The organism is Sorangium sp. So ce296 (assembly GCF_051529605.1).
Lineage (GTDB): Bacteria > Myxococcota_A > Polyangia > Polyangiales > Polyangiaceae > Sorangium > Sorangium cellulosum_D.
The window spans coordinates 4210466-4231326 of record NZ_CP150325.1; the positions used below are offsets into that span (position 1 = coordinate 4210466).

The 20861-nt window shown below is 73.8% G+C and carries 10 protein-coding genes; 7 read left to right on the top strand and 3 right to left on the bottom strand.

What is annotated here, in order from left to right:
- Window positions 1–33: 33 nt before the first annotated feature.
- A complete protein-coding gene (locus WME98_RS15815) occupies window positions 34–2022 on the bottom strand; it encodes an alpha-amylase family glycosyl hydrolase (protein ID WP_437952036.1) in 1989 nt (662 codons plus the stop codon).
- A 534-nt stretch (window positions 2023–2556) separates the two neighbouring features.
- Between WME98_RS15815 and WME98_RS15820 the strand changes: the two genes are divergently transcribed.
- The 4 genes from WME98_RS15820 to WME98_RS15835 all read left to right on the top strand — a co-directional run bounded on the left by WME98_RS15820 (window position 2557) and on the right by WME98_RS15835 (window position 13570).
- The gene (locus WME98_RS15820; protein ID WP_437952037.1) at window positions 2557–6096 is read left to right on the top strand and encodes an AAA-like domain-containing protein; all 3540 of its coding nucleotides are present in this window, start codon (window positions 2557–2559) and stop codon (window positions 6094–6096) included.
- A 240-nt stretch (window positions 6097–6336) separates the two neighbouring features.
- Window positions 6337–9924, top strand: a complete 3588-nt coding sequence (locus WME98_RS15825) for a protein kinase domain-containing protein (protein WP_437952038.1) — start codon at window positions 6337–6339, stop codon at window positions 9922–9924.
- The gene (locus tag WME98_RS15830) at window positions 9921–12953 is read left to right on the top strand and encodes a hypothetical protein (protein WP_437952039.1); all 3033 of its coding nucleotides are present in this window, start codon (window positions 9921–9923) and stop codon (window positions 12951–12953) included. Before WME98_RS15825 ends, WME98_RS15830 begins: the two co-directional genes overlap by 4 nt.
- Window positions 12950–13570, top strand: coding sequence for a hypothetical protein (locus WME98_RS15835; RefSeq protein ID WP_437952040.1), 621 nt, complete (start codon window positions 12950–12952; stop codon window positions 13568–13570). The genes WME98_RS15830 and WME98_RS15835 overlap by 4 nt, the downstream gene beginning before the upstream one ends.
- Before the next feature lie 219 nt (window positions 13571–13789).
- Here the strand turns inward: WME98_RS15835 and WME98_RS15840 are convergent, their stop codons facing one another.
- A complete protein-coding gene (locus WME98_RS15840) occupies window positions 13790–15313 on the bottom strand; it encodes an MFS transporter (RefSeq protein WP_437952041.1) in 1524 nt (507 codons plus the stop codon).
- A 649-nt stretch (window positions 15314–15962) separates the two neighbouring features.
- Between WME98_RS15840 and WME98_RS15845 the strand changes: the two genes are divergently transcribed.
- The 3 genes from WME98_RS15845 to WME98_RS15855 are packed head-to-tail and all read left to right on the top strand — an operon-like array spanning window position 15963 to window position 19833.
- Complete coding sequence (locus WME98_RS15845) at window positions 15963–17162, top strand: tyrosine recombinase XerC (RefSeq protein WP_437952042.1); 1200 nt, start codon at window positions 15963–15965, stop codon at window positions 17160–17162.
- Window positions 17159–19462 (top strand): sulfatase-like hydrolase/transferase, encoded by a 2304-nt coding sequence (locus tag WME98_RS15850; RefSeq protein ID WP_437952043.1) that lies wholly within the window; start codon window positions 17159–17161, stop codon window positions 19460–19462. Before WME98_RS15845 ends, WME98_RS15850 begins: the two co-directional genes overlap by 4 nt.
- A gap of 47 nt (window positions 19463–19509) precedes the next feature.
- Complete coding sequence (locus WME98_RS15855; RefSeq protein ID WP_437952044.1) at window positions 19510–19833, top strand: hypothetical protein; 324 nt, start codon at window positions 19510–19512, stop codon at window positions 19831–19833.
- Between the two features lie 74 nt (window positions 19834–19907).
- On the opposite strand, the gene WME98_RS15860 is transcribed toward WME98_RS15855, so the two are convergent.
- Window positions 19908–20612, bottom strand: coding sequence for a hypothetical protein (locus tag WME98_RS15860; protein ID WP_437952045.1), 705 nt, complete (start codon window positions 20610–20612; stop codon window positions 19908–19910).
- Window positions 20613–20861: the final 249 nt, after the last annotated feature.

Genomic DNA, 20861 nt, shown 5'->3' on the forward strand with positions numbered 1-20861 from the left:
CTCGGAGGGAAGTCGGAGGGGAGCTCGTGGGGATCAAAGACCCTGGATGACCTGGTCTTCCGGGATGAGCAGCGCCCCGCTCACGGGGGGCAGCTCGACGGCGACGGCGCCGTTCGCGCCCACCCTATACGTCGTTTTCCCGGAGGAGAGCACGTCGACGAGCACGGTCCCCGGCCGGAGCTCCGTCGTCATGACCGACCCGCCGAAGCGCGTGGCGCTCCGCTTCGTGGGGTGCGTGTTGAGCACGACGAGCGCGTAATCGCCGCCCGGCTCGCCCCGCTCGAAGGCGAAGATGCCCGCGTCCTCGTCCCCGTCGCCGGTCCGCTCCGTCGACCAGCGCACCCGCTGCTCGCCGATCGTGAGCGCCCGGTAGCCCCGGCGCAGCGCCGTGAGCCGCTTGACCCACTGGAAGAGCGGATGCTGGGTGTCGTAGCCGCTCGCCCAGAGGTCCTCGCGGTTCGCCGGGTCGTGGCCGCCGCTGAAGCCCTGCTCGGTGCCGTAGTAGAGGCAGGGGATGCCGTCCTCCGCGAAGAGGAACAGGAGCGCGTTCCTGAGCGCCGCCTCGGGATCGGCCTTGAACGGCGAGACGCCCGGGCCGTCGTAGAGGAAGCGCGGGACATCGTGGTTGTCGATGAAGTTGACCAGCGTCTTCACCGGCGGCAGGCCCGTGGCGTTCGCGTTCGGCTCCGTGCCGTAGTTGGCCTCGCGCGCCGCCCAGAGCTCCTCGATGCGCCGCGTGCCCCGCGCGTCGCGGAAGACGTCGCGGAAAGCCTGGTAGTACTGGGAGAAATAGAAGACGCCGTCGAGCGTATCCCCCGTGATCGGCGCGGCGCCCGGACAGCCGCCCTCCGCCTCGCTCGAGTTCTCGCGCTCCAGATCGCCGCCGAGCGCCGCGTCGTGCGGGTGGGCCGGGACGTCGTGCCTCGTGAAGCTGCCGACGAGATCGTCCCTGCCGTCGAGGACCTCGCCGAACATGAAGAAGTTGGTCTTGCCCTTCTCCTTCAGCCGCAACCGGACGTTCTGCGTGAAATAGCGCCAGAACTCGTGCTCGACGTGCTTCACCGTGTCGATGCGGAGCCCGTCGACGTCGGTGAGCTCGACCCAGCGCACGAACACGTCGACCATCGCCCGCTTCACGTCGCAGCGGGCGGTGTCGATGTCCTTGAGCCCGCCCGGGAAATCGCCGTGCACGAGCTGGTCGATATCGTCGAAATCGAAGGCGCGGCCCTTGCGATTGTAAACCTCGGGGCGCTGGAAGAGCTCGGGCCGCGGCGGGAGGTGGTTGGTCGCGGGCTCGTGACGGAAGACGATCGGCGCCGGGCCCGACGCGCCGAGCGACGTCCGCGCCTGGACGCCGCGGGGGTCGAAATCGGGGTCGTATTCGCTCTGGGGGTGCGCGCCCTTGCCGCCGCCGTAAACGGCGTCGTCGGGCCGCCCGTTCTGGTTGATATCGTAAAAGAACAGCTGGCCGACGTGGTTCGTCACGATGTCGAGGATCACCTTCATCCCGCGGCCGTGGGCCGACGCGACGAGCCGGCGCAGCGACGCGAGATCGCCGAAATGGGGGTTCAGCGCGGTGAAGTCCTGCGTCCAGTAGCCGTGGTACCCGTCGAAGCCGGCGTCGGTCTCGACGTTCTTGACGATCGGCGAGATCCAGAGCGCGGTGACGCCGAGCTCCTCGAGGTAGGGCAGCCGGTCCTCGAGCCCCTTCCAATCGCCGCCGTGCCAGCTGCCGAGCGCCGAGGAGACCCGGTAGTTGTTGCTCGCGTCGCCGTCGGCGAAGCGGTCTATCAGCACCTGATAGACGATCTCCTCCCGCCAGTCGCTCGCGTGCGCCGCGAGCGCGGCCCGCTGCGCGAGCCCGTCGTCGAGCTGCATGCACCCCGCCGCGGGGAGGGCCGCCCCGGCCGCCCGGCAGAGCGTCGCCCCGCGCGACGAGGCGGCCGCGGCCCCGCCGCGCAGCTCGGGCCGGGCGGCCGCCGGCAGGAGGGCTGCCCCTGCAGTCGACGGCGGACTCTGCATCTCTCCGGAAGGTGCTTCAGGAGTATCGGGCAAAGCCGTAGTATCCGCAGGAATCTGCTGAGCCGCAGAGCGCCAAGCGAAGCCGAGCGGCGACAGGGCCGCCAGCGCGGCCACGACGCCATGCCCCATCGCCTTCAACGCCCCTCGCACGGCGCGAACGCTACACCAGCCAGAGTGGCCCGGTCCACGATTTCTGGACGTGGCAAGTGGGTTTTGGGGCGCGGCGCAACGGGCGCAACCGTGATCGCCGCACGGCGAAGGAAGGGAGGAGCGGAGGCGCGCGGCCGCGGCCGAGCCGCGCGACGCGGCGCCGACAGAAGCCGGCGGCCGCGCGCGAGGGTGCGCTCCTGCCCTGCTCCAGCGCCGCTCCAACCCCGCTCCAACCCCGCTCCTGCCCCTCCCCCCGGCCCTCCCCGCGTGACGCTCTCGTGAAGTTCACGCGCCGTCGCGAGACCTGTTGTTCCACCGCGGACGCTAGCGACGCGGGATGTCGTTCCGTTGACGGTCCCGGCGCTGCATGGCACCGTCTGATTCGTGACCTTCTCGGCGCCTCCCGACCTCGATCAGGCGAAGGCCAGCGCCGGTGATCACAGGCGCCGGTTCCAGGCGGGCGGGACCGTGGGCGACGGCGCCATCTATATCGAGCGCTCCGCGGACACGGAGCTCTTCGAGGCGCTGCTCGGCGGTGAGCTCTGCTATGTGCTGTCGACCCGGCAGATCGGCAAGTCCAGCCTGCGACTCCGGGTCTCGATGCGGCTCCGCGCCGAGCAGATCGAGTGCGCGAGCGTCGATCTCGGGGCGCTCGGCACCGACACCGCCACGCCCGTGGGCTGGTACCTCGGGATCGCGTCCGAGATCGCCGAGCAGCTCGGCCTGGAGCCGCCGGACGAGTTCTGGGACGCGCACTGGCACCTCGGGCCGGTGCACTGCTGGCTGCGCTGGCTCGAGGACGTCGTGCTCGTGGAGATCTCCTCCGGGATCGTCCTGTTCATCGACGAGGTCGACGCCACCCTGTCTCTGCCGTTCTCGCGGGACGACTTCTTCGCGGCCATCCGCGCCTTCGTGAACCGGCGCGCCGAGCGCCCGGCCAACGCCCGGCTGACCTTCTGCCTGCTCGGGGTGGCGGCGCCGTCGGAGCTCGTCTCCGATCCGACGCGGACGCCGTTCAACATCGGCCGCGCGATCCGGCTCGACGACTTCACCCGCGCCGAGGTGCGGGGGTTCCGCGAGGGCCTGGAGGGGCTCGTGGCCGACCCCGACGCGGCGCTCGACGCGATCTTCGCGTGGACCTCGGGGCACCCCTACATGACCCAGCGGCTCTGCGCGGATCTCGTCGGAGAGCGGCGCGGCCTCAGCGTCGACGAGGCCGTGGAGCGGCGCTTCCTGGGCCAGGGGCGGGCCGAGGACCCGAACCTGCGCTACGCGGAGCGGTGCCTGGAGGCGCACGGGCCCCACCGCGCCCACGCGCCGAAGCTGCTCCGGCTGTACGCGCGCCTGCTCGACGGCCACCCGGTGTCGGTCGACAGCGGCGATCCGATCCAGCTCTTGCTGCGGCTCTCGGGGCTCTGCGCCGAGCGGGCGACGGCCTCGGGCGCGCCGTGCCTCGACGTGCGAAACCGCATCTTCCGCCGCGCCTTCGACCGGGCGTGGGCCGGGTCGCGCGAGGTGGAGCGCGCCGTCACGGAGCCGCTCCTGCGCTGGCTCTCGAACGGGCGGAAGGACGACTTCCTCGTGGGCGGCGCGGCGCTCGCGGAGCTCACGTCGTGGTGCGACGGGCGGGGCGACCTCTCGGCCGAGGAGCGGGCGTTTCTGACCGCCTGCGCGCGGGCCGAGGGCCAGAAGCGGTCGATGCGGCGGCTCCTCACCGTGCTCGCCGTCGCCGTCACGCTGCTCGGCAGCATGGTCCTCGTGCTCCTCTGGCAGATGGGCAAGGAGGAGCAGGCGCTCGTCCGGGCGCAGCAGGAGGCGCGCGAGAAGGACGCCCGGCGGCTCGCGGCCCAGTCGGCGAAGGAGCTGTCCGACGGCCTGCTGCCGCGCGCGCGCCTCCTCGCCGTGGAGGCGGGCCTCGCCGCCAGGGCGAGCGGCCGCCCCGCGGCCGCCACCGTGGTGCAGGCGCTCGGCGACGCCGTCCGGGGCCCCGCCGTCGGCCAGGAGGTGCTCACCGGCCACGGCGGCGCCGTCCAGGACGCGGCCTTCAGCCCGGACGGCCGCTTCGTGGCCACCGCCTCGGCCGACGGGGCCGCGCGGCTCTTCCGCCTCGGCGCGCGCGACGCACCGGTCCTGCTGCGCGCCCACGATCCCGGCGGGGTGGTCGCCGTCGCCTTCAACCACGACGGCAGCCGCCTGGCGACCGCATCGACCGACGGCACGGTGCGCCTGTGGCGCCCCGACGGCCGCGAGGACGGGGCGCTCCCCACGCGGGACGCCGCGCCGTCCAGCGTGGCGTTCAGCCCGGACGGCAGCCGCGTCGTCGCGGGAACCACGAACGGCGCGATCTACGTGTGGCGCCCCGGCATGGGGGACGAGCCGCCGCTCGTCGTCCCGCTGGGCGAGCGGCTCATCCGGCGCGCGGTCTTCAACCACGACGGCACCTGGATCCTGGCCACGGCCATCAGCGGGACGGTCTACGTCGTCCGCGCCGACGGGCACGGCGCCCCCGAGGCGCTGAAGGGGCTCGGGCAGGGCGTCGAGGGCGCGAGCTACAGCCCCGTGGACGCCCGCGTCGCCCTCGCCGCGGGCGACGGGACGGCGCGCATCCTCGAGCCCGGCCGCCGCGAGCCCGTCGTCCTCCGCGGGCACCAGGGCTCCGTGCGCAGCGCCGCCTTCAGCGCCGACGGCACGTCGGTCGTCACCGCCTCCGCGGACGGGACGGCCCGCATCTTCCGCTGCGACGGCAAGGGCACGTCGACGGTCCTCGTGGGCCACGAGGGGGCGGTGAACAGCGCCGCCTTCAGCCGCGACGGCACGTCGGTCGTCACCGCCTCGGAGGACGGCACCGCGCGGGTGTGGCGCCTCGAGGCGCCGGGCGAGCCGCTGCTCCTCCACGGCCACACAGGGCCGCTGACCAGCATCGCGGTGAGCCACGACGGCAACAAGATCGCTACCGCCGGGACGGACAAGACGGTTCGCATCTTCCGCGTCGACGGCTCGGGCGAGCCCGTCGTGCTGCGCGGGCACGAGGAGCACCTGCTCAGCGTCGACTTCAGCCCCGACGGCAGCCGCCTGGTCACCGGCTCGGCCGATCGGACGGCGCGGGTGTGGCGCACCGACGGCAAAGGCGAGCCGGTCGTGCTCGGCGCCCACGACGATCGGGTGGTGGGCGTCGCGTTCAGCCCGGACGGCACGAGGATCGTGACGACCTCGTGGAACGGCATCCTGCGCGTGTTCGAGGCCGGGGTCCCGGGCGAGCCGGTGGTGCTGCGCGACGAGCGCGCGGGGCTGCTCAAGGCGGCGTTCAGCCCGGACGGCAAGAGCATCGTGGCGACGTCGGGGCCCAACGTGAAGGTGTGGCCCGCGGATGGCCGCGGGGCCCCGCGCGTCCTCGCCTCGGGGTACGAGGACCGCGCGATCGCGGCGCTGGCGGTGAGCCCGGACGGCAGCCACATCGCGATCGCAGCCCTCGACGACGCCGTGCGGCTGCTCCGCGCCGACGGCCAGGGCCAGCCGCTCGTCCTGAGCGGCCTTGGCACCTCCGTCCGGACCGTGTCGTTCAGCAGCGACAGCGCGCGCGTGGTGGCCGTGTCGAGCGACGGCATCGCGCGGGTGCTCCCCGTCGACGGGCAGGGCGAGCCGATCACGCTCCGGGCCGAGGGGGTCACGCTGACGGACGCGGTGTTCAGCCCCGACGCGACCCGCGTGGTGACCGCCGCCAACGACGGCGCGGCGCGCGTCTTCACGATCGCGGCCGAGCCGCTGATGACGCGCGCGTGCGCCTACGCCGGGCGCAATTTCACGCGCGAGGAGTGGGCGCTGCTCATGCCCGACATCGCCTACCGCGTCACCTGCCCCGAGTGGCCGGACGCGCCCGAGCCGGACGCCGGCGCAGCGCCGCGCCCGAGAGAGACGGTGCGCTGACGCGCGCGACCGTCGGTGGCTGTCCGGCGCTGTCCGGCGTCGGCCGATATCGTCCGTCGTGGGTCGCGCGCGTGCGTCGCACGCAGCCTCGCTGCTACCTTACGAACGCCTCTCCCACCTTTGTTCGGTGGGGGCGGACGAGCTTGTCCTGGTTCGCGCTTCACCGGGAACCATGTATGCTCGCCCTGGTTTACCCGCCCTCTGCCGCGCACGGCGCGGCCTCTGTCCGCCGCCCGGTCTATGGCCCCGCTCGACCCGCACGCCGAGGAGCCGAACCTCGTAGATACCGCCGCTGCGCGGATCGGGACGGCCCTGAACGCCAAGTGGCGGCTCGACGACCTGCTCGGGGTCGGCGGCATGGGCGCGGTGTTCGCGGCGACCCACCGCCGGGGCTCGCGCGCCGCGGTGAAGGTCCTTCACATCGAGTTCGCCCGCAACGCAGAGCTGCGCGACCGCTTCCTGCGCGAGGGCAAGATCGCGAACCGGGTCGACCACCCCGCGCGCGTGGCCGTGGTCGAGGACGACCTCAGCGATCGCGGGGAGCCGTTCCTCGTCATGGAGCTGCTCGCGGGCACCACCCTCCAGCGGCTCGCGAGCAACCACGGCGGCACCCTGGCCCTCGCGCAGGTGCTGCCCGTGTTCGACGTCGTGCTCGACCTGCTCGACAAGTGCCACTCGATCGGCATCGTCCACCGCGACATCAAGCCGGCGAACATCTTCGTCACGAGCGCCGGCCACGTGAAGGTCCTCGACTTCGGCATCGCCCGCATGCGCGACCCCGAGCGGCAGGCGACGCGCGCGGGGCTCACGTTCGGCACGCCGGCGTTCATGTCGCCCGAGCAGGCGATGGGGGTGTCCGGCATCGACGGCCGGTCGGATCTCTGGTCGGTCGGCGCGTGCCTGTTCACCCTGCTGTCGGGCAAGCGGCTCAACCGCGGCCGGAGCGAGTCCGAGTCGTATTTCCTCGCGGCGACGCAGACCGCGCCGTCGATCGCGACCGAGGTCCCCGACCTGCCGGTCGAGATCGTGGCGTTCGTCGACAAGGCGCTCGCGTTCGAGCGCGGGAGCCGCTTCCAGAGCGCCGGCGCGATGCGCGCCGAGCTCCGCCGGCTGACCGCCGCGAACGCCGCCGGCCAGCTGACCCCCTCGCGCGAGAAGAAGGCGCCGCGCGTGCTCGTCCGCGGCAACGACACCATCGACGAGGACCCGGATCCGCAGCCTTCGTCCCTCGTCGAGCAGACCTGCCAGCGGCTCGTCGGCGTCTGGAAGCAGCTCGCGCTGGTGCTCAGCAACATCCGCCAGTACGGGTGGAACCACCCGCATGTGAACAAGGGGATCCACTTCGCGTTCGACGAGATCACGCGCACGCTGTCGCAGAACCCGCTCGGCGTCCGCTGGGAGGTCACGCCGAACGCGTTCACCTCGGGCGGCCAGCCGATCTGGCAGCCCGACAGGCCGCCGTTCGATCGCATCCCTTACCAGCTCTTCGCCGACGGCGTCCGGAAGATCCAGATCAAGGCCGGCATCACCGAGGCCGAGCTCCGCGACTTCGCCGCCATCCTGCTCCGCGACCAGAGCTTCGGCATCGGCGAGGACGACGACGCGGTGACGGCGCTCTGGGACCGCCGCTTCGAGCACATCGCCTACATGGCGATCGATCAGTTCGCCGAGGGCGACGTCGACCCCGAAGATTTCGAGGACCAGTGCCGCGAGATCGCGATCGGGGCGCGCGCGCTCGCGCAGATCGAGAGCCTCTGGGACGAGAGCTCGCTCGCGGGCAGGGCGCTCCAGCGGAACGTCGAGGCCGCGCTCGCCGAGACGGGCGCGGCGGCCTCGGCGCTCGCCGTCGACCCGCTCACCCGGAGCACGCTCGGCGCCCAGATCGCGCTGCCCTCGGAGCAGTGGACCGAGCGGTACATGGAGGCGTTCGTCGACGGCTACGTCGACGCGGTGAGGCACGGCGACGCCGATCGCATGACCGGGGCGCTCACCGCGTGGACCGCCGACCAGATCGTCCTGCACAGCTACGAGCTCGCCTTCGAGGTGCAGACGATGCTCCGGCGCGCGTTCTCCACGCGGCTCGAGGGCGTCCAGCGTGGCGCGGCCGGCGCGGCGAGCAGCCGGCAGCTCGCCGCCATGCCGCAGCTCTCGCCGCGCGCCATCGACCGGGCGCTCGCGCAGTCGATGTTCCCGGTCGAGGCGCTGAAGGCGATCCTCGACGACCTCGCGACGACCCACCCGGAGGAGCCGGCGGCGATCGGCCCCGCGACGCTGGCGCCGGCGGCCCCCCGCGCCGGCGCCAGCCACGGCGGCGCGGGCGCCGGCGCGGTCTACGGCGCGGCCGCGGGCGTCGGCGCGGCCCACGGCGGCGCCAGCGTCGCGGCGCAGCCCGGCGCGGGGCGGGGCGCGGCGCAGCCCGGCGCGGGCCGAAGCCTCGTGCCCCTCGACCCGGCGATCGTCGAGGGGCTGGCCCACGCGCTCGACGCGCTCGACGACGGCGCGCTCTTCAGCGCGGCGTGCCAGTGCCACGGCGCCGCGCAGTCCGAGCGCCTGCGCGAGGTCCTGTTCGCGTACATGCGGCGGTGGGCGCCGGGCCGCGAGGCCGAGCTCGGCGACCTGCTCTCGCGCGCGCCGGCCCCCCTCGCCCTCACGACCATCCAGCTGCTCGCGCAGCTCAAGACCCCCGAGGCGCTCGCCGCGCTGGAGGCCGGCTTCGCGAGCCCGCACGTCGAGGTGCGCATCAGCGCGCTCGCCGAGCTCCCCGACGCCGCGGGCAGCGACGGCGCGAACGGCCCGGGCTCCGCCGCCGAGCGCGTCCGGGAGGAGCTCCAGAAGCTGCTCGACGATCCCGCGCCGCCGGTGCGCCGCGAGGCGCTGCGCCTCATCGGCAAGCTCGGCGTCCTCGCCGCGGGCCCGACGCTCGTGCGGCGGATCATCGCGCCGTCGTTCCACGACCTGCCGGGCTCGGAGCGGCGGCAGTGGCTCGAGACCGTCGCGCAGCTGAACCCCGCGCGGGCCGAGAAGCTCGCGATCGAGCTGCTCGAGAAGCGCCAGCTCATCCCGTCCGAGGCGATCGAGCAGACCCGCGAGCTGGCCGCGCACTTCCTCTGCCAGGCGCGGAGCTACGAGGCGCTCCGCGCGGTCAAGGAGGCCACCAAGCCGCGCTGGTGGAACACCCCGCCGGTGCGCGACGCCGCCGCCCGCGCCGCGGTCGCGATCGCCGCGCGCCTCGTCGCGCCGACCCGCCCGAGCGAGCGCCCGCCGGCGCAGGCGTCGCTGCCGTCACCGCCCGCCCCCGAGGCGAGCGCGCCGCCCTCCCGCGCCGCGCGCTCCTACTCGCCGGTCTCGGTCCGGCGCGTGAGCCCGGGCGGGCCGCTCAGCCTGCCCGACCAGCTCGAGCCGTGGAGCACCCCGCGCCCGAGCTCCGTCGGCCCGTACAGCAGCGGCGACGCCGGCCGGCCCGCGTACCGGCCGCCGATGGTCTCGCCGGTGCCCTCCTCGACCAGCGCCGCCTCGGCGCCCCCCAACTCGGTGCCGTTCAGCAGGCGCGGCCCGCCGCCGTCCTCCGCCGCCGCGGCGTCCACCCCGACCGCCGCGCCGCCCCCGATGCCGCCGTCGATGCCGCGCCCGGTCGCGCCGCCGCGGTCGCCCGCCCCGCCGTCGGGCCCCAGCGCTCCGCCGTACAGCGTGCGGCAGGGCCCCGCGTCGTTCCCGCTCGGCCCGTCGGCCCGGCCGGCGCCGGCGCCGGCGATCGAGCCCGCGCCGATGAGCGGGGTGCCGTCGACGAAGCCGGCGCCGTCGCCGTCGCCCCGCGGGAGGAAGCCGTGAGCGAGGAGAAGGCCAACCTCCACGAGAGCACCGGCGACATGGCGATCTCGGGCGTGAAGGCCGACGGGCGGCGCCGCGCGGCGCTCGGCCTGGTGCAGATGATCTACCGGCTCGCGAAGGCGTGCCTCCTGCACAGCGACTCGAACCAGGCGGTGCTGTCGCTCGTCCCGTCGGCGATCGACAGCATCGTCCAGTTCTGCGAGCTGTCGGGGAGCGAGGCCGCGACGCTGGTGTTCGCGGGCAACACGCTCTTCATCAACGGCCAGATGCTCCGCGCCTCGCGCGAGACGTACGAGATCGCCCTGGAGCTCGGCAGCTTCTTCGAGGCCTGCGACGTCTCGGAGCTCGTGCTCGACAAGACGGTCCGCCGCGCCGAGCTCGCCGCCTTCGCCCGCCTCCTCGCCGACGCGCAGCGCGACCGCAGCATCGCCGCGCGGCTGCTCCAGTCGAGCCTGCGCGGCGTCCGGGTCCGCAAGCTCACGAACCCGTTCCCCGCCGGGGCCATCGAGGGCGACGGCACCCGCATCGGCCGCATCAGCCGCACCTACGCCGCGGCGATCCTCGTGATGCGCGGGTTCTACGCGGCCCTGCGCTCGTCGGAGCCGACGCTGCCGCAGCGGGTGAAGCGGGTCGCGCAGAAGCTCGTCGCCGCGGCCGAGGAGGACGCGCGCCTCTTGCTCTCGGTCGCCGCGGGCAAGGTCGCCGATCCGGACGAGGCGGGCCTCTGCGTGTCGACGGCGATCGTCGCGCTGGGGATCGCGCGCCAGCTCACGACGGACCGGCGGATGCTCGGGAGCCTCGTCACGGCGGCGCTCCTCTACGACGTGGGCAGGCTGCGGCTCACGGGGGCGCTCGCGGGCTCGGCCGGCGGCGAGGAGCTGGCCGGGCGCTCGCTGCTCGAGCGCAGCCTGAGCGACGACGAGAAGGAGCGGCAGCCCGCGAGCGCGGCGGTCATGCTGACGGCGCTCGGCAAGCTGCACGCGCCGTCGATCACGCGCACGGTGATCGCCTACGAGGCGCTCGCGCTGCGGCCGGGCGGCCGGCAGGGCCCGCTCTACGGCGGCCGGCGCAGCCCCACGGTGCTCGCGCGGATCCTCGCGGCCGCCCGCCAGTTCACCGAGCTCCGGGCCGCGCCGTTCCCGTCGCTCGAGGGCGCGTCGGGCGGCGGCGCGTCGCTCGACGCCGTGCTCCAGCGCATGGTCTCGGGCGCCGAGAGCGCGACCGATCGGGCGATCGGCAAGCTGCTCATCGGCGCGCTCGGCATCATCCCGACGGGGACGTTCGTGCAGTTGAGCACCGGCGAGCTCGGGGTCGTGCTCGCGACGCCGTCGTCGCCCGCGCACTTCGCGCAGCCGCCGGTGCGCATCCTGTTCGACGAGCAGGGTCACCTCGTCAGCGCGCCGTTCGACGTCGATCTGTCGCTGCGGGCGCCGGGCGCGGAGCCGTGCTTCATCGTCCGGCCGGTCGAGGTGGAGCCGCACCACGAGCGGGCGATCCGCGCCGCGTTCGGCTTCCGCTCGGGGCGGGGCGCGGCGGGCGTGGAGTCGCGCGGGGCCGGGGCCGCGCCGCTCCTCTTCGGCGACGAGGTCCCGGCGACCGAGCCGGGCGACACGCTCGCGCCGCGCGCGGTGCGGCCGGCGGAGGAGGGCGCGCGCTCGTCGCAGGGGCGCAAGGACGCGGCGTGGCTCGGCCGGCCGCTCGCTGGCTCGGCGCAGGCCGCGTCGTCCCCGACCAGCGTGCGGCCCCGGCAGCCTGCGCCGGCGGATCGCCCGCCGTCGGCCGAGCGGGGTCGCGACGAGAACCTCATCTCGACGCAGCCGCCTCCCTCGACGGCGGCGGCGCGCGCGGCCATGGCGGTCCCGCCGCCGCCGCGGCTGCCGCGGGACTCGCGGCCGTTCGGGCAGGTCGCGTCGACGAGGTACTCCGTGCCGGCGCCCGAGCCGACGCGCCCGTCGCGGCGGATGGAGCGCCGGGAGGACGCGCCCCCGCGGGATCCGGGCGTGGGCCAGCTGCCGACGATCGGCCCGCCGGCGGGGTTTCCGATCTCGCGGAGGTCGGCCGAGCTGCGGCTGGGCCCGCCGTCGCGCCGGTCGGATTCCCGAGTGGATCCGGAGGATTGGGACTGGGACGACGAGCTGCCGACCATCGATCCGCCGCCCCCGCCGCCGCCGCCGACGTCGCGGAGCCCCTCCTTCCCGCCGGAGCCCATGCCCAGCGTCGCGCCCGAGCGGGCGCCCAGCGTCGCGCCGGGCCGCGCGCCCAGCAACGCGCCGGGCCGCGCGCCCAGCAATGCGCCGAGCCAGGCGCCCAGCGTCGCGCCGGGCCGCGCGCCCAGCAATGCGCCGAGCCAGGCGCCCAGCGTCGCGCCGGGCCGCGCGCCCAGCCAGGCGCCGAGCCAGGCGCCCAGCGTCGCGCCTGGCCGCGCGTCCAGCCATGCGCTGGAGCGGACGTCGAGCCACACGCTCGACCGCGCGCCCGGGTACGCCTCGGACCGCGCGCCCAGCCACACGCTCGACCGCGCGCCCGGGTACGCGCCCGACCGTCCGTCCAGCCATGCGCTGGATCGCGCTGCTCCCAGTTACGCGCCGGAGCCTGTCCCGACCGAGCGGAACGCGCCGCGGAGGTTCTCCAGCAGCGCCAGCTCCGTCCCGAGCCTGGAGGAGGCGGACCTGACCTGGACCGACGAGCTGCCGACGCTCGATCCCCCGCCGCCGCCGAGCACGGAGGAGCTCGAGCGCGACCGGCTGCTCGCGGCCTACCTGGCCGAGCGCACGCCGTTCCCCCAGGCGGGGCTGATCGAGGGGAGCGCGGCGTCCGGCGGACCGCCGGAGCCGGCCGAGCCGGAGGCGAGCGGCCCGTGGCGCGGCGGCGCGCCGTCCCAGCCTGCAGCGCCCGACTCGCGCGCGGCGCCGCCGATCAGCTCGAGCTCCTTCGGCGCCACGAGGCGCCCGCCGCGCGCGCCCATCCCGCGGGAGGAGCCGGAGGACGACGAGGGCCCTCCGCCGGCGCCGGAGCGGCGGGATCGATGACGGCCGCTCGCGCTGCGACGCGGCGAGCGCTCGCGGCGCTGCTGCTCGTCGCGCCGGCGTGCGGCGACGACGGGGAGCCTCCTCCGCCGGTCGTCGAGGAGATGTGCAAGCTCGGATACCTCGGCGAGGAGGGCGCGCCCATCCAGATCGACGTCATCGCGCTCGACTCGAGCGGCGTATCGCGCCCGGTGAGCGACGGCGACGCGGTCGACATCGTCATGCCGCCGCAGGGCGGGCGGGTGCTCTTCCTGGGCGTCCGCGCGACGAACCTGGGCGCGTGCGGCGTCCAGCTCTCCGGCGCGCTGCGCGACCCCGGGTCGGGGCGGGTGATGTCCGAGTCGAGGACGGTCAACCTGAAGCCGACCGGCGACGGCTGGGGCGCGAGCGTCGACGTCGACATCTCGACGTTCGCGAACGTGGGCGTCTGTCCGAACAACTGGTCGAGCCGCGACATCTTCGATCAGGACTACGAGATCGTGGTGCAGGTGAAGGACCGGGAGGGCCGGACGGCGAGCCACACGACCCAGGTCCGGCCGGCGTGCAACGAGGCCGAGCTCGAGGTCGAGTGTCGCTGCATCTGCAAGCACGGGTACATCCTCGGCGAGGCGTGCGAGTAGGCCGTCGCGCTGCCAAATCCGGCGGCGGAGTGAGCAATCTAAAAAACTCTTAAATCATACGATTCTAAGACGCGCATACATCGTCGCGCGTAAGCGCCCAAAGACCACGAACACGGCGAGATGCGCTGATTCGGTGCTCGGCATGGTAAGACCACCGCGGTGCCCTGCCCGCGGGCCCGACCGATGGATCGGGCCGCGCAGCAGCTCGGTAGACAGAGCCTACACGTCGAGATCCTTCCACCGCTTCGATCGCTGGGAGAAGAGCAGCATCCCCACGAGCGACGCGACCCCGACCGCCGCGAACGAGTACCAGATCTCGTAGGGTTGATAGGTGTCCCAGAGCAGGCGCGTGGCCTGGGTCGCGTCGATCTGCAGCACCTCCTGGAGCTTCCGGAAGGCCTCCTGGCGCGACACCCCGAGGAGCTCCGGGAGCGACGCCACGTCGCCGTTCCATGCCTTCCCCTTGGCGACATCGGTCTTCTCGGCGAGGTAGCGCAGGGCGCGCGTGGCCTTCTCGCCGCGCGTGCCATACAGGATCCCCGCCATCTGCGCGCCGATCGCCGGGCCGATCGCCGCCGGGATGTTGATGTAGCCGAGGTAGAGCGCCTTCTTCCCCTTCGGCGCGATGAGCGCGAAATACTCGCTCTTCTTCGGGCCGGTCAGCATCTCGCCGATGGAGAAGAGCAGGATGCCCAGGAAGAGGACGTAGAGCGACGTCGTGGTCCCGGAGACGAGGATGCCAAAGGTCGCGACGAGGATGCCCAGCGTCATCGCCGAGAGCACCTTCATCCTCGCCACCAGGTACGAGAACGGCACGAGGAAGAGGACGATGCACACCGCGTTCAGGTTGAGCACGTTCTCCTGCTTCAGCTGGACCCCGCGCGCATCCTTGACGTCGAGCCAGGAGGACGGGAGCCAGGAATTGTTCTGCACGAACGAGGTGCTGCTGATCCAGTCCGTGTAGAAGTTCGGCATCAGGTCCCAGAGCTGATACATCATCAGCCAGAACCCCGAGAGCAGCAGGATCACGGTGATGAGCCGCGCATCCCAGATGTTCTTGATCGTGTCCTTGAAGACCTTCCACGCGTCGGCGGTCTTGTCGGCGCCGGAGTCGACCTCCCGGTAGGTGAAGAGCATCAGGAAATTCAGGGAGATGATGCCGGCGCAGCCGTAGAACACCCACGGCCAGCCCTTGCCGTGGAGGTAGCCGGCGAGCGGCGGGCCGACCGCCGCGCCCACGTTCACGAGCCAGTAGAAGAGCCCCCAGCCGACCGACGAGTTCGACTTATCCATCGACTGGGCCAGCGTGCCCTGGATCCCGGGCTTGAAGAGGGCCGTGCCCGTCGCGAGGACGACCACGCCGAGGAGGAAGCCGGTGAAGCTCCGCTGCGTCGCCATCAGCAGATAACCGATGATCTTCAGCCAGACCGTGACGAAGATCGTGCGCTTGTAGCCGTACCGGTCCGCGTAACCGCCGGTGATCATCGGGAGCAGCGATTGGATGAGGGCCCAGACCATGTAAATGGTGCCCTTGTCCTGCTGGCTGAAGTGGAGCCCCCCAGGCTCGTCGGCCTGGGCGATGTAGATGGGCATGACGACGCGGACGCCGTAGTAAGCGAGCCGCTCCCACATTTCCATGATGCAGCCCATCCAGAAGGAGCGCGGCAGGCTCCTCAGGGTCTGGGCAAAGGAGAGCTTCGGCGGGACCTCGGTGGCCGGCTCGCTCACGACTGCATTCGTCATTTCATGCTCCTCACGCCCCGCGCGTCGTCGCCAGCGCGCCGGCCCTCGTACCACACCGAAAGCGGCGCACGTATCGGGATCACGCGCGCGATCCGCGGACGTCCATGACAGGCGGCAGCCGAGCTGCCCAGGAGAGGGGCGCGAGGGCGGAAGGCGGGGAGATCCTCGGCCTTTCCTCTTCGTCTTCCCCGTCATGTCCGGAATCCGGCCGGCAGCCCGCCACCGCAACGCCGATTGAGCGGCGCCCGCGCGCGAGCGCGCAGCCGTCGATCTTCCCGCAGCCTTCCCGCAGCGAAACAAAGGCCGATGTCCGCCGCGCCACAGCGAAACAGCCCATGTTCGAAGCGCGGTTCGGTAACTCAAGTCACGAAGCCACAGCGATGGTCACCGAACGACCTGAACAGCAGGGACGCGCGCGCCGGGCGCGTCCCTGCACCCCGAGGGCCGTACGCCGCGCCGGCCGCGGCGAGCGGCCACCGGCCCTGCGCAGCGCGCGCCGCGACCTCGACGGGGCCCGAGTCGGGCTGCCGCCGCCACCCGGCCTGCGGGTTGCCTCCCGGCGCGCCCGCGCGGCGGGAGCGCGGCGCCCCGGCGGGCCGCCGGCGAGTCTTTGCCTGCCGCCGCGTCCTGGTGGTAGGGCAAACCGGTGATGCACGTGCGGCGAGGCGGCGATCGATCCGGCGAGACCACGCTGGAGCAGGCGATCGCGCGCTTCCTCACCTACCTCACGGCCGAGCGACGGGCGTCGCGCCACACCGTGGCCGCGTACCGGCGCGACCTCGAGCAGCTCGCGCGCTTCGCCCGCGAGAAGGCGGCCGCGAACGCCGACCACCGCCCCGCGCCGACGCGCAGCAAGGCCCCGGCCGCCGGCAAGGCCCCGGCCGCCGGCAAGGTCCCGGCCGCCGGCAAGGTCCCCGCCGCCGGCAAGGTCCCCGCCGCCGGCAAGGTCCCGGCCGCCGGCAAGGTCGCGGCCGCCGGCAAGGCCGCAGGCGAGGCCCCGACCGCGGGCGAGGACGCGGCCGCGGTGGAGGACACGGCCGTGACCGGCCTCGACGTGCTCCTCCTGCGCAGCTGGCTGGGCTCGCTCGCGCGCACCCACGCTCCCGCCTCCATCGCGCGCAAGGTGGGCGCCGCCCGCGCCCTGCTCCGCTACCTCGAGCGGCGCGGCGAGGTCGACAAGAACGCGGCCGCCCAGCTCGCCCTGCCCAAGGTCCGGCGCCCCCTGCCGACCTTCCTCGACGTCGACGCCGCCGCCGAGGTCATGGAGATCCCCGGCGCCGACACCGCCGAGGGGCTCCGCGACCGCGCCATCCTGGAGACCCTCTACGGCGCCGGCCTGCGCGTCTCCGAGCTCTGCGGGCTCGACCTCGCCCACGTCGACCGGCAGCCCGCCGACAGGGCCTCGGTGCGCGTCATCGGCAAGGGCGACAAGGAGCGGATCGTCCCGCTGGGCTCCCACGCCGTCGCCGCCATCGAGCGCTACCTCGAGCGGCGCGACGAGCTCACCGACCCGACGACCGGCGCCCGCGACCCGCGCGCGCTCTTCCTGTCCCGCCGGGGCGCGCGCATCGGCGTGCGCCGCGTCCAGGCCCTCGTCCAGCGCTACGGCGCGCTCGGCGCCGGCCGGTCCGACCTGCACCCGCACGCGCTCCGGCACACCTGCGCGACCCACCTGCTCGACGGCGGCGCCGACCTCCGCGCCATCCAGAAGCTGCTCGGGCACGCGTCGCTCGCCACCACGCAGCGGTACACGCACGTGTCGATCGACCACCTGCTCAAGGTCTACGACGCCGCCCACCCCATGGCGCGGAACGCCCACCCGATGGCGCGGAAGCGGAGCCCGGCGTGAAGCGCACCCCCAGCTCGCCGGGGCCCGCCGTCCCGACGCTGGCCCGCGCGTGGGCAGGGCGGCTCGCCACGAGCGCCCTCGGCGCCAGCGTCCTCGGCGTCGTGGCCGCGTCGCTCGACGCCGGCTGGGCCGCGGCCTTCGCCGGCGACGACCCCGCCTTCCAGCGTGCGACCTACCTCGCCGACATCGGCGTGTTCGCGCCGGTCGCGCTCGCCGTCGGCCTGCTCGGCGGCCTCGGCGCGATCGTGGTCGACCCGTCGCGCCCGCCGTCGCCGGCCACGCTCGTCGCCTCGCTCCGCGTGCGGGCGATCGGCCGGCCCGCCGACATCGCGGCGTTCGTGCCGCTCGCGGTGCTCGCGGCCTTCCTCTGGATGACCCTGTGCGCGCACCTCGCCCGCGCGCTGCTCGGGCTCGAGGCCGCGCCCCTGCTCGTCGGCACCGCCGTCGCCGCGGGCTCGCTCGGCGTCGGCCTCATCGCGGGGCTCGCCGTCCTCGCCCTGACGCCGCCGCTCCGGCGCGCGCTCGCCAACGCGAGCGACGGGCGCCCCGCCTGCGTCGACCCGGCGGTCACGGGCGGCGTCGCGCTCGGGATCGCCGCGGCCCTGTTCGCGGTCGGCGTCGCCACGGGCGGCGTCTCCGGCGAGGGCGGCTTCCTCGGCATCTACGGCATCTTCAAGCGCCCCGAGCTCGACCTGCGCGCGCCGGCGCTCCTGCTCGTCGTCGCGCTCGCCGCCTTCCTCGCGCCGGCCGCCGTCCGGACGGTGCGCGCCCCGGTCGCCCTCCTCGTCGCGCTCCTGCCGCTCGCGCTCACCGCGCGCGCGGCCACGGCGCTCAACGCGGCGCCGGCGGTGGGCCAGGCGCTCGAGCGCGGCGCGCCCGTCGGCGGCAAGAGCCTCGCGGTCCTGCGCCGCCTGGCCGACCGCGACGGCGACCGCTCGGCCGGGCTCTTCGGCGGCGGCGACTGCGACGACCGCGACGCGCGCGTCCACCCGCTGGCCGAGGAGATCCTCGACAACGGCGTCGACGACGACTGCTCCGGCGGCGACCTGACCGCCGCGGCGCTGGCCGCGCTCGCCCCGGCCCCGAAGGCGGCCGCGCCCGCCGAGTCGCCCGCGGCGCGCCTGCCCCAGGACCTGAACGTCGTCCTCATCACGATCGACACGCTCCGCTGGGATCTCGGCTACGCGGGCAACCCGCGGCCCGTGTCGCCGAACCTCGACGCGCTCGCGGCCCGCTCGACGGCGTTCGAGCGCGCGTACGCGCTCGCGTCCTACACGGGCAAGAGCATCGGCCCGATGCTCATCGGCAAGTACGGGAGCGAGACCCACAGAAACTGGGGCCATTTCAACAAGTTCGGCGAGGAGGACACGTTCGTCGCGGAGCGCCTGAAGGCGGCGGGGGTGCGCACGATGAGCGTGCACGGGCACCGCTATTTCGGCAGCTTCGGCGGGCTCGATCGCGGGTTCGACGTGGTGGACATGTCCGCGGCGCCGCCCGAGGGCGCGCCGTGGGACATCGACAACAAGGCGACGAGCCCCGCGCTGACCGACGCCGCGCTGCGGCTGCTCGGGTCGCCCGAGAACACGGGCGGGCGCTTCTTCCTGTGGGTCCACTACCTCGATCCGCACGCCGACTACCTCCGGCACGACGACGTGCCGGGCTTCGGCGCGTCGTCGCAGCGGGACCTGTACGACGGCGAGGTGGCCTTCACGGACAAGCACATCGGCCGGCTGCTCGACGCGGTCGCGGCGGCGCCGTACGGCGGGCGCACGGCGATCGTGGTGACGAGCGATCACGGCGAGGCGTTCGGCGAGCACAAGATGTTCCGCCACGGCTTCGAGCTCTGGGAGGAGCTCGTGCGCGTGCCGCTGCTCGTCCATGTGCCGGGCGCGACGCCGTCGCGCGTCTCGGCGCGGCGGAGCCTGATCGACCTCGCGCCGACGCTGCTCGATCTGATGCGGGTCCCCGGGCCGGGGGAGGGCGCGCCCGCGACCGACTTCCTGTCCGGCGTGTCGCTCCTGCCCGACGTGTTCCTCGCGCCCGGCGAGCAGGCCGCGGCGCGCGACGTGCTGATCGACATGCCGGCCGGGCCATACAACGACGCGCGGCGGTCGTTCATCCGCGGCGATCTGAAGCTGACGATCTCGGGCGGCGCCCGGTTCGAGCTGTACGATCTGGCGGGCGACCCGGAGGAGCGGAAGAACCTCTGGGGGACGCCGGCGGCGAAGGAGATCGAGCCGTACTACGCGGCGGCGCGGGCGCGCCTGCGCGAGATCCAGGTCACCGGCGCGCGGAAGTGACCGGCGCGCCGAGGTGACCGGCGCGCGGACGTGACCGGCGCGCGGACGTGACCGGCCAGCGCCGGTGGCCCGCGCGGCGGACCTGCCGACACTTCCCCGGGTTCATCCGGCGCGACGGGTTCGCCTTCCTGATGTTCGTGATCCTGCAGTTCCACCTCGGGATCCAGATCACGCCGCTCGCGGCGCCGCAGGTGGGCCTCTTCGAGGCGCGCAAGGTGCTGCGCGCGGTGGCGCGCGGCGCGGCCTGCAAGGTCGATCTGAGCGACCGCTGGGACTTCTGGGACGTCGTCCACCTGCCGCTCGGCGAGGTGCGCGCGCGGTTCGGGATACCGCCGCTCGCCGCGATGGGGGCGCGGCAGGAGGCCGCCTGAGCACATGAATCCACCGCTCGCCTGACCGCACGGAGCCAGGTGTCTGGCTCACCGGAGCCGGGCGAGGCGGGCGATCACCTCGGTGCGAGCCGCTCAGCGATGTCGGTGCAGGTGGTGTCGTCCACGGCCTGGCAGTTGCTCAGCCCTGACCACGGCACCCAGACACACCCCTCCTCGGAGTCTTCCTCGCACGCTTCTTCCATGGACTCAGGGATCTCGACATCGCAGATCTGATGCAGAGACGGCGCCTCCCACGTGTCGGGCTGGCAGGGCGGCTCGTCGGGAGCTCCGCAGTGCCTCTCGCGGGTCTGCACGAGCGCGGTGCCGTCGCCCAGCACCACGATGAGCGACTCTGTCTCGTCGATGAACGGTCCGGGGGTATCGAGCGCCGCGAGGGCGCCCGTGTCGCCCGAAAGCAGGAGCCTGGCCGCGCACTCCAGCGCCTCTCGTGGTTCCGGGCCGAGGTGCCGCGAGATCTTCTCACAGCTCAGCTCGAGGCTGCATGCGAACAGGTCGGGCGCTGTCTCGGGCGCGCTCACGTCGCCGCCGCCTTCGCCGGAGGGATCGTTCCCGGTATCCGGCTCGGGATCACCCGAGCCGTCGACCGTGCCCGAGCAGGCGGCAACGAACGGAACCTGTGCGGCGACCAGCAGGAGCGCGACCCAGGCGAGTCGATGTGCTTTCATGATCATCATCTTTCCAAGGGGTGGGGAGCCGTCCGTGAGTGCGGCTCCGTCCTCGAGCTCGGTCAGTGCAAACTGCGTGCTCATCTGCCCCACGGGGTTGCGATCACGCCATCGCGCTCGATCTAGCGCTGCCCACGATGCGCCAGTGTGTAGCAGAGCACGGGGCTCAGCAAGACCCGAGCCCCCTTCGATTGACGCAGTTTGGCACATACTGGCAGAGGTGATAGCAACCTCGTCGCGGCCTCCGGGACGTGCCCTGACCACCGCGCGACAGCCTGTGGTTCGCCGCGATGCTGCTCGGCGGAGCCCTGTCCTGTAGCTGCGGCGTTCGGGCTCGGTTAC

Excerpts from the sequence above, each read along its gene's own strand:
- WME98_RS15845 (WP_437952042.1), top strand. The coding sequence starts at position 15,963 with ATGCACGTGCGGCGAGGCGGCGATCGATCCGGCGAGACCACGCTGGAG.
- WME98_RS15825 (WP_437952038.1), top strand. The coding sequence starts at position 6,337 with ATGGCCCCGCTCGACCCGCACGCCGAGGAGCCGAACCTCGTAGATACC.
- WME98_RS15815 (WP_437952036.1), bottom strand. The coding sequence starts at position 2,022 with ATGCAGAGTCCGCCGTCGACTGCAGGGGCAGCCCTCCTGCCGGCGGCC.
- WME98_RS15835 (WP_437952040.1), top strand. The coding sequence starts at position 12,950 with ATGACGGCCGCTCGCGCTGCGACGCGGCGAGCGCTCGCGGCGCTGCTG.
- WME98_RS15840 (WP_437952041.1), bottom strand. The coding sequence starts at position 15,313 with ATGACGAATGCAGTCGTGAGCGAGCCGGCCACCGAGGTCCCGCCGAAG.